Annotated in this window: 7 protein-coding genes, 1 pseudogene and 1 riboswitch; of the genes and pseudogenes, 1 reads left to right on the top strand and 7 read right to left on the bottom strand. The window is 72.1% G+C overall.

The features are described 5' to 3' along the window. The 7 genes from MHW47_RS27105 to gcvT form a co-directional block, all read right to left on the bottom strand. Positions 1 to 713: carboxylesterase family protein (locus MHW47_RS27105; RefSeq protein ID WP_239226394.1), on the bottom strand; the 713-nt coding region annotated here is incomplete at its 3' end. 76 nt (positions 714 to 789) lie between these two features. Further along, on the bottom strand, positions 790 to 2,136 hold the full coding sequence (locus tag MHW47_RS27100; RefSeq protein ID WP_239226393.1) for an SGNH/GDSL hydrolase family protein: 1,347 nt from the start codon (positions 2,134 to 2,136) through the stop codon (positions 790 to 792). A gap of 202 nt (positions 2,137 to 2,338) precedes the next feature. Next, the gene (gene metG, locus MHW47_RS27095) at positions 2,339 to 4,045 is read right to left on the bottom strand and encodes a methionine--tRNA ligase (protein WP_239226392.1); all 1,707 of its coding nucleotides are present in this window, start codon (positions 4,043 to 4,045) and stop codon (positions 2,339 to 2,341) included. A 203-nt stretch (positions 4,046 to 4,248) separates the two neighbouring features. After that, the gene (locus MHW47_RS27090; protein WP_239226391.1) at positions 4,249 to 5,631 is read right to left on the bottom strand and encodes an L-serine ammonia-lyase; all 1,383 of its coding nucleotides are present in this window, start codon (positions 5,629 to 5,631) and stop codon (positions 4,249 to 4,251) included. Between the two features lie 165 nt (positions 5,632 to 5,796). Then, positions 5,797 to 7,056 (bottom strand): serine hydroxymethyltransferase, encoded by a 1,260-nt coding sequence (gene glyA, locus MHW47_RS27085; RefSeq protein WP_239226390.1) that lies wholly within the window; start codon positions 7,054 to 7,056, stop codon positions 5,797 to 5,799. Between the two features lie 20 nt (positions 7,057 to 7,076). Next, positions 7,077 to 7,454, bottom strand: a complete 378-nt coding sequence (gene gcvH, locus MHW47_RS27080) for a glycine cleavage system protein GcvH (protein ID WP_239226389.1) — start codon at positions 7,452 to 7,454, stop codon at positions 7,077 to 7,079. 104 nt (positions 7,455 to 7,558) lie between these two features. Then, entirely contained in the window at positions 7,559 to 8,674 is a 1,116-nt protein-coding gene (gene gcvT / locus MHW47_RS27075; protein ID WP_239226388.1) for a glycine cleavage system aminomethyltransferase GcvT, read from the bottom strand. A gap of 141 nt (positions 8,675 to 8,815) precedes the next feature. Beyond that, positions 8,816 to 8,909: riboswitch (glycine riboswitch) on the bottom strand. A 183-nt stretch (positions 8,910 to 9,092) separates the two neighbouring features. Between gcvT and MHW47_RS27070 the strand changes: the two are divergent. Further along, a pseudogene (locus tag MHW47_RS27070) lies at positions 9,093 to 9,455 on the top strand (ATP-binding protein); the annotation flags it as partial.

The raw sequence follows: 9,455 nt of genomic DNA, 5'->3' as shown, positions 1-9,455 counted from the left end.
GATCTCCGCCGCGCGCCGCGCTCCGTCGTCCCCCGCGCCTCGGCCACCGGAAGCGCGGAGGGGACGCCGCTCTGGAGCACCGCCCGCCGGAACAGCCCGCGCGCCCGGGGCGCGGTGAGCAGCGCCCCGACGCCGATGGCGCCCGCCGACTCCCCGCACAGCGTGACCCGGTCCGGATCGCCGCCGAACGCCGCGATGTTGTCCCGCACCCAGCCGAGGGCGGCCAGCTGGTCGAGCAGCCCCCGGTTGGCCGGCGCGTCCGGGAGCACGGCGAACCCCTCCACGCCCAGCCGGTAGTTGACCGACACGCACACCACCCCGTCGCGCGCGAACGCGGTGCCGTCGTACAGCGCGAGGGCGGAGGAGCCGTGCAGCAGGTTGCCGCCGTGCACCCAGACCAGGACGGGCAGCCCGGCACCCGCGGGGTCCGGCGTCCACACGTTGAGGTTGAGGCAGTCCTCGCCCGGCACCGAGGGGTCGGCCAACAGCCGGTCGAGCGGCGGGCCGTAGGGCCGCTTGGGCGCCGTCGGCCCGTACGCGGTGGCCGCCCGCACCCCGGTCCAGGACTCCGGCGGCGCGGGCGCCCGGAAGCGCCGGGCGCCGACCGGGGCCGCCGCGTACGGGATGCCCCGGAACACGGCGACCCCGTCCTCGTACGCGCCGCGCACGGTGCCGTGGACGGTCTCGGCGAACGGCGCGGACGGCGCTGTCATGGCATCGCGCCCCTTCCGCACTCGCCGGACGTGTGGTCCAGCAGACCACGGTCACGCCCCGGCGGCCATACGGCGGTCAGTTGTATCCGAAGCCCGACGGGAGCGTGGACGGCCCGAACAGGCGCAGCGGCACGGCCTCGGCGAGGGCCCGGTAGCCGGCCGGGTTCAGATGGAGGTGGTCCCCGGTGTCCAGCGCGGCCCGCAGGGCGCCGGGCCGCCGCGGGTCGCGGACGGCCCGGTCGAAGTCGAGCACGGCGTCGAACCGCCCGCTGGTCCGGATCCAGTCGTTGACCCGCTGCCGGGCCGCCTCGCGGTGCCCCTCCGGATCGTCGTAGCCGGTGTTCCCGCCGAACGGCGTCAGCGTCGCCCCGTACACCCGGATGCCCGCGGCGTGCGCCCGCGTGACGATCTGGTCGTACGCCGTGATGACGGCCTCCGCAGTGTCCTTCTGGGCCGCCGGGGAGGCGGGCGCGGTGCCGATGTCGTTGACGCCCTCGAAGACGATGAGCCGGTCCACGCCGCTCTGCGCCAGGACGTCGCGGTCGAGCCGGGCCAGCCCGTTGGGGCCGAGGCCGTCCGCGAGCAGCCGGTTGCCGCCGGCCGCCTGGTTGACCACGGCGGTGCGGGCGCCGCCGGGCCGGTCCGCGAGCCGCCGCTGGAGGGCGTCGGGCCAGCGGTCGTTGCCGTTGGTGGTGGAGCCCCGGCCGTCGCTCAGCGAGTCCCCGAGCACGGCCGTCGCCGAGGTGGAGCGCCGGGACCAGACCTCGACGCCGCTGAGGAAGTACCAGTGGTCGGTGGTCGTCGCCGCGGGCAGGTCCTCGTCGCGCACGTGGTCGCCGCGCAGCAGGTACGAGGTGGTCCGGGAGCCCGGGTGCGAGGTGATCGCGGTGGACGCCTGCCCGGTCGCCAGATAGACCGTCGCCGTGAGGTTGGAGCCCGGCGCCAGCCGGAAGTCCAGCGGGTCGGACACCGCCTGCGCCCCGGCCGGTACGTCGATGGAGGCGGACCCCCGGAAGGTGACCCGGTGCGAGCTGCCCGGCCGGATCGCCCCGGTGCCCGCCCTCCCGTCCAGCGGCAGGGCCACCGAGACCTCGGTGATGGGCAGCACCGCGCCGCCGAACGCGTTGGAGAACCGCAGCCGGATGTGGTCACCGCCCGTCGTGACGTGGACGGTCTGCCGCAGCGTCGTGTCGGTGAGCACGGAGTCGTCGCCGGTGTAGGGCGCCGGGGGCATGTTGGACGGTTCCGTCAGCTGCGGCATCGACGTCCAGGTGCTCACCCAGTGCGCGTCGCGGGTGCGCGGGCCGGGCGCGCCGCCCCGGTCGGCCGGCTCGCCGGCGCCGCTGGCCGGGGAGACGACGGCGAGGGTCGCGCAGAGCGCCCCCGCCGTGATCAGGCTGAGGAGCGGCGTTCTTCGGTTCATGGCGGTGTTCCCTCCGCGTGGTGGGGGTTTCTCCATGCACACGTGCGTGCCCCGGCCGGGCACGCGGCAGATTAGCGCCGCCGGAAGTTTCGGTCAACGGTTCGAAATATTTCGAAGGGTGGTGAAGGGCGCCGGACCCCCCGAAAACGCCGGACGCCCGGCCGGAAACCTCCCGGCCGGGCGACGGCGTACCGCGTGCGGACTACTGGGCGCCGAAGCGCGAGCGCCAGGCCTCCAGGTCCTCGTCCGTGATCTTGGCGAAGAGCACCGGCGGCACCGTGAAGGCGGTCCCGGCCGGCACCGAGGCCAGGGCGCGCGCCTCGTCCGCGCCCACCCACGTCGCCGAGTCGTCCGCCAGCGCGAACGCCTCGCGCATGGCCCGCGCCGACGCCGGGATGAACGGCTCCGAGACGACCGCGTACAGGTGGATCAGGTTCATCGCGGTGCGCAGGGTCAGCGCCGCGCCCTCCTGGTCGGTCTTGATCTCCAGCCAGGGGGCCTTCTCCTCCAGGTAGGAGTTGCCCGCGCTCCACAGCGCGCGCAGGGCCTGAGCCGCCTTGCGGAACTGGAGCGCCTCCAGGTGGCCCTCGTACTCCGCGAGCAGCCGCGCGATCTCCTCGCCCAGCTTCCGCTCGGCCTCGCCGGCCTCCTTGCCCGCCGGCACCTCGTCGCCGAAACGCTTGCGGGAGAAGGACAGCACCCGGTTGACGAAGTTGCCGAGGGTGTCGGCCAGGTCCTTGTTGACCGAGGTGGCGAACAGCTCCCAGGTGAACGACGTGTCGTCCGACTCGGGGGCCTGCGCCATCAGGAAGTAGCGCCAGTAGTCGGCCGGCAGCAGTTCCAGGGCCGTGTCGGAGAAGATCCCGCGCTGCTGCGAGGTCGAGAACTTCCCGCCGTAGTAGTTGAGCCAGTTGAACGCCTTGACCAGGTCCACCCGCTTGACCGGCTCACGGGTGCCGATCTCCATGGCCGGGAACATCACCGTGTGGAACGGGACGTTGTCCTTGGCCATGAACTGCGTGTACCGGACGTCCTCGGCCTCGTACCACCAGGACTTCCAGTCGCGGGACTCCGGCTCCAGGTCCGCCCACTCCTTCGTCGCCCCGAGGTACTCGATGGGGGCGTCGAACCAGACGTAGAAGACCTTGCCCTCGGCGGCCAGCTCCGGCCAGGTGTCCGCCGGGACCGGCACGCCCCAGTCCAGGTCGCGGGTGATCGCCCGGTCGTGCAGGCCCTCGGTGAGCCACTTGCGGGCGATCGAGGAGGCCAGCTGCGGCCACTCGTCACCGGTCTCGTCGATCCACGCCTCGACCTCGCCGGACAGCTTCGACTGGAGGAGGAAGAGGTGCTTGGTCTCCCGGACCTCCAGCTCGCTGCTGCCGCTGATCGCGGAGCGCGGCTCGATGAGGTCGGTCGGGTCCAGCACGCGCGTGCAGTTCTCGCACTGGTCGCCGCGCGCCTTGTCGTACCCGCAGTGCGGACACGTGCCGACGATGTAGCGGTCCGGCAGGAAGCGGTCGTCGGCGATCGAGAACACCTGGCGGATCGCCCGCTCCTCGATGAAGCCGTTCTCGTGGAGCTTGCGGGCGAAGTGCTGGGTGATCTCGCGGTTCTGCGCGGAGGAGCTGCGGCCGAAGTAGTCGAAGGAGAGCCCGAAGCCCTCGTAGACCGCCTTCTGCGCGTCGTGCTGGCGCGCGCAGAACTCCGCGACCGGCAGCCCGGCCGCCTTCGCGGCCAGCTCGGCCGGGGTGCCGTGCTCGTCGGTGGCGCAGATGTACAGCGCGTCCTCGCCGCGCTGGCGCAGATACCGGGTGTACACGTCCGCCGGGAGCATCGACCCGACCAGGTTCCCCAGGTGCTTGATCCCGTTGATGTAGGGAAGCGCGCTGGTGATCAGGTGTCGAGTCATCGTCGGATGCTCCCAATTTCTGCTGCGTAGGGCCGGCTGCGGCCCGGCACGGAGTCGAGGTCGGATTTCCTGCCGCCGTGCACCGGTCGGACGCGGAAACGTGCCGGTGGCGCGCTGTTGCAGGCCGCATCCATCCTAGCCAATGGCCGACAGCCGCCCGGACCGGTTTTCCGGGCCCGCCACGGGGCCGGGCCCGGGGGCGGTCAGCACTCGATGATGTTCACCGCGAGGCCGCCGCGGGCGGTCTCCTTGTACTTGACGCTCATGTCCGCGCCGGTCTCCTTCATCGTCTTGATGACCTTGTCCAGGGAGACCTTGTGGCTGCCGTCGCCGCGCAGCGCCATCTTCGCCGCGGTGACCGCCTTCACCGCGGCCATGCCGTTGCGCTCGATGCACGGGATCTGGACGAGGCCGCCGACCGGGTCGCAGGTCAGGCCCAGGTTGTGCTCCATGCCGATCTCGGCGGCGTTCTCCACCTGCTCCGGGGTGCCGCCCAGGACCTCGGCGAGGGCGCCCGCCGCCATCGAGCAGGCGGAGCCCACCTCGCCCTGGCAGCCGACCTCCGCGCCGGAGATCGAGGCGTTCTCCTTGAACAGCATGCCGATGGCGCCGGCGGCCAGCAGGAAGCGGACGACGCCGTCCTCCTTCTCCGCCTCGGTCGCGCCGCCCGCCGCGAAGTTCATGTAGTAGTGCAGGACGGCGGGGATGATGCCGGCCGCGCCGTTCGTCGGGGCGGTGACCACCCGGCCGCCCGCCGCGTTCTCCTCGTTGACCGCCATCGCGTAGAGGGTGATCCACTCCATGGCGTGCGCCTGCGGATCGCCCTCCGCGCGCAGCTGGCGGGCGGTCTTCGCGGCGCGGCGGCCGACCCGGAGGCCGCCGGGCAGGATGCCCTCGCGGGACATGCCGCGCGACACGCACTCCCGCATGGTCCGCCAGATGTCCAGCAGCCCGGCCCGGATCTCCTCCTCGGTGCGCCAGGCGCGCTCGTTCTCCAGCATCAGCGAGGAGATCGAGAGACCGGTCTCGCGGGCCATGCGCAGCAGCTCGTCGCCGGTGCGGAACGGGTACTTCAGGACCGTGTCGTCGAGCACGATCCGGTCCTCGCCCACGGCGTCCTCGTCCACGACGAAGCCGCCGCCGACCGAGTAGTACGTCTTCTCCAGGAGCGGGGCGCCCTCGGTGTCGTACGCGAAGACGGTCATGCCGTTGGCGTGGTACGGGAGGGCCTTGCGGCGGTGCAGGACCAGCTGCTCGTCCGCGTCGAAGTCGATCTCGTGCATGCCGAGGAGGTTGATCCGGCCCGTGGTGCGGATCGTCTCGACCCGGTCGTCGGCGGCCTCGACGTCCACGGTGCGCGGGGACTCGCCCTCCAGGCCGAGCAGGACCGCCTTGGGGGTGCCGTGGCCGTGGCCGGTGGCACCGAGGGAACCGTACAGTTCCGCCCGTATCGAGGCGGTGTGGGCGAGCAGGCCCTCGTTCTTCAGCCGGCGCGCGAACATGCGGGCGGCGCGCATGGGGCCGACCGTATGGGAGCTGGACGGGCCGATGCCGATCGAGAACAGGTCGAAGACCGAGATGGCCACGGGTGACTCCTCAGGGTTGGTAGACGTCGTTGTCTGCCGGGTGGTGCGGTACGGGCGGGGCGCCCGGAAAGCAAGGACAGAGCGGTGGGGACAAGGGACGGGGCACCGCGCCCACCTCTCAGTGTGCGCGGTGCCCCTCCCGGAGGCGCGAAGGCGCCGACCCGATTACTTCAGACCGGGGTACAGCGGGAACTTCGCGGCCAGCGCCGCGACGCGGGCCTTCAGGTCGTCCGCGTCGTACGACGGCTTGAGGGCCGACGCGATGATCTCGGCGACCTCGGTGAAGTCCTCGGCGCCGAAACCGCGGGTGGCCAGCGCCGGGGTGCCGATGCGCAGCCCCGAGGTGACCATCGGCGGACGCGGGTCGTTGGGGATGGCGTTCCGGTTGACCGTGATGCCGATCTCGTGGAGCCGGTCCTCCGCCTGCTGCCCGTCCAGTTCCGAGTTGCGCAGGTCCACCAGGACCAGGTGCACGTCGGTGCCGCCGGACAGGACGGAGACGCCCGCCTCGGTGACGTCCGGCTGCACCAGGCGCTCGGCCAGGATGCGGGCGCCTTCCAGGGTGCGCTGCTGGCGCTCCTTGAACTCCTCGCCCGCCGCGACCTTGAAGGAGACCGCCTTGGCCGCGATCACGTGCTCCAGCGGGCCGCCCTGCTGACCGGGGAAGACCGCCGAGTTGATCTTCTTGGCGAGTTCCTGGGTGGAGAGGATCACACCGCCGCGCGGACCGCCGAGGGTCTTGTGCGTGGTGGTGGTGACGACGTGGGCGTGCGGCACCGGGTTGGGGTGCAGGCCCGCGGCGACCAGGCCGGCGAAGTGCGCCATGTCGACCATCAGGTACGCGCCGACCTCGTCCGCGATGCGGCGGAAGGCGGCGAAGTCCAGCTGACGCGGGTAGGCGGACCAGCCGGCGACGATCAGCTGCGGCTTGGACTCCTTGGCCAGGCGCTCGACCTCGGCCATGTCCACGACACCGGTGTCGTCCACGTGGTACGGGACCACGTTGTAGAGCTTGCCGGAGAAGTTGATCTTCATGCCGTGGGTCAGGTGACCGCCGTGCGCCAGGTTCAGGCCCATGATCGTGTCGCCCGGCTTGAGCAGCGCGAACATCGCGGCGGCGTTGGCCTGCGCGCCGGAGTGCGGCTGCACGTTCGCGGCCTCGGCACCGAACAGCGCCTTGATGCGGTCGATGGCGATCTGCTCGACCACGTCGACGTGCTCGCAGCCGCCGTAGTAGCGGCGGCCGGGGTAGCCCTCGGCGTACTTGTTGGTCAGGACGGAGCCCTGGGCCTCCATGACGGCCACCGGAGCGAAGTTCTCCGAGGCGATCATCTCCAGCGTGGACTGCTGGCGCAGGAGCTCGGCGTCGACGGCGGCGGCGACGTCCGGGTCCAGCTCGTGGAGGGAGGAGTTGAGAAGCGACATCAGATGGTCCCTTGGGGTCTCTAGTTGCCGGAGAACGCGGTGTACTCGTCGGCGGAGAGCAGGTCCTCCGGCTCCTCCGCGACGCGCACCTTGAACAGCCAGCCGCCTTCGAAGGGAGCGGAGTTCACCAGGGACGGGTCGTCGACGACCGCCTGGTTGAAGGCCGTGACCTCGCCCGTGACCGGCGAGTACAGATCGCTGACCGACTTGGTCGACTCCAGCTCGCCGCAGGTCTCGCCCGCGGTCACCGTGTCACCGACCTCGGGGAGCTGCGCGTAGACGACGTCACCGAGCGCGTTGGCCGCGTGCTCGGTGATGCCGACCGTGGCCACGCCCTCCTCGGCGGCCGACAGCCACTCGTGCTCCTTGCTGTACCGCAGCTGCTGGGGGTTGCTCATGACCTGAATTCTCCTGTACGCGGGGGAGTGCTGATGAACGATGGTCTTACGGTGTGAGACAGGAATGCGTCACGTCACGCGGGGCGGACCCGCGTGGCGCGGCGCTACTTCTGCCGCTTGTAGAAGGGCAGCGCCACGACCCGGTACGGCTCGTGGCTGCCCCGGATGTCCACGGCGACGCCCTCGGTGCCCGGCTCGGCGTGCGCGGCGTCGACGTACGCCATGGCGATCGGCTTGCCCAGGGTCGGGGAGGGGGCGCCGGAGGTGACCTCGCCGACGACCTCGCCGTCCGCCACGACGGCGAAGCCGGCGCGCGGTACCCGGCGGCCCTCGGCGATCAGGCCGACCAGCTTGCGGGGCGGGGCGGTCTCGGCGCGCCCGGCGGCGGCCTCCAGCGCCTTGCGGCCGACGAAGTCGCCGTCCTTCTCGAACTTCACGACCCGGCCGAGCCCGGCGTCGAACGGGGTCAGCGCGGTGGTCAGCTCGTGCCCGTACAGCGGCATGCCGGCCTCCAGGCGCAGCGTGTCGCGGCAGGAGAGCCCGCACGGGATCAGGCCGTGCGGGGCGCCCGCCTCGGTGAGCGCCTGCCACAGCCGCTCCGCGTCGCCGGGCGCCACGAACAGCTCGAAGCCGTCCTCGCCGGTGTAGCCGGTCCGGGCGATGAGCGCGGGCACCCCGGCGACCGTGCCGGGCAGCCCGGCGTAGTACTTGAGGCCGTCCAGGTCGGCGTCGGTCACGGCGGCGAGGATCGCCGGGGACTCGGGGCCCTGGACGGCGAGCAGCGCGTACGCGTCGCGGTCGTCGCGCACCTCGGCGTCGAAGCCGGCCGCGCGCTCGGTGAGCGTGTCGAGCACGAGCTGGGCGTTGCCCGCGTTGGCGACGACCAGGTACTCGGTGTCGCCGAGCCGGTAGACGATCAGGTCGTCCAGGATGCCGCCGTCCTCGGCGCAGATCATCGTGTAGCGGGCGCGGCCCGTGGAGACGGTGCCGATGTTGCCCACCAGCGCGTAGTTCAGCAGGTCCACGGCCTGCGGCCCGGTGACGGTGATCTCACCCATGTGGGAGAGGTCGAAGAGTCCCGCCTTCGTGCGGACGGCGTTGTGCTCGTCGCGCTCGCTGGCGTAGCGCAGCGGCATGTCCCAGCCCGCGAAATCGGTCATCGTGGCGCCCAGCGAGCGATGCAGGGCATCGAGGGCGGTGAGGCGGGGGGTGGTGCTCATGAAAACGGGCTCCCAGGGCATGACGGCGAGGACGATCCTCCCCATCTGTCATCGGAACCTGAGAGGTTCGCCGAAAGCCCCCGCAGGGGTTCGGCTTGCACCTTGGGTGGAGCCGCGGAGCGGCTCGCTTTTCAGATCTGCCTCATCCACGCGGTACGGGGCCTGAGAGATTCAAGGGAGGATCTTGCTCCTTCGGCGCCCGGCACATCGGCCGGAACTCTCCCGCGCGGATTCAAGCGGCCTGTATGCAGTTGGCGGGGTCATCATCGCACGCGCCGGGGGTGAGTGGGGCCCCGGGACCGCCACCGGTCCCGGCGGGATCGCGGCGGGTCGGACCGTTGTGCCGCATTACCTTTTCTTTACACTTCCGGGGTAGGTACCCATGAGCACGCGTCGGCCGTACGGCCAGGGGGAGGCGATGACGTTGCGCTACGCGACGACGGCGGGGACCGAGGTTCCCGCAGGGGGCGCGCTGCCCGCGCAGCCGGGCGCCCGCGCCCGCCCCACCGCGGGCACCGGCCCGCCGCTCGTCCGGGATCTGCGCGGCCGCTCCGGGCGCTCCCCGCGCGCGCTGCGCTTCGCCGCCGGGGACGTCGTGGTGGTCTCCGGACTGCCCGGCAGCGGCAAGTCCACGCTGATCTCCCGCGCCGCCCCGGCCCACGCCGTCGACTCCCAGGACACGCGGGACCGCTGGGCCCGCCGGCTGCCCCGTTTACTTCCCTACCCGCTCTACCGCCCGCTCGTCCGCCTCGCCCACTATTACGGGCTGTGGCGGGTGCGG

Source organism: Streptomyces sp. OfavH-34-F (genome assembly GCF_022347745.1).
Classification (GTDB): domain Bacteria; phylum Actinomycetota; class Actinomycetes; order Streptomycetales; family Streptomycetaceae; genus Streptomyces.
Note: the sequence above shows the minus strand (reverse complement) of the source record. Positions and strands in the feature narration are given on the sequence as shown.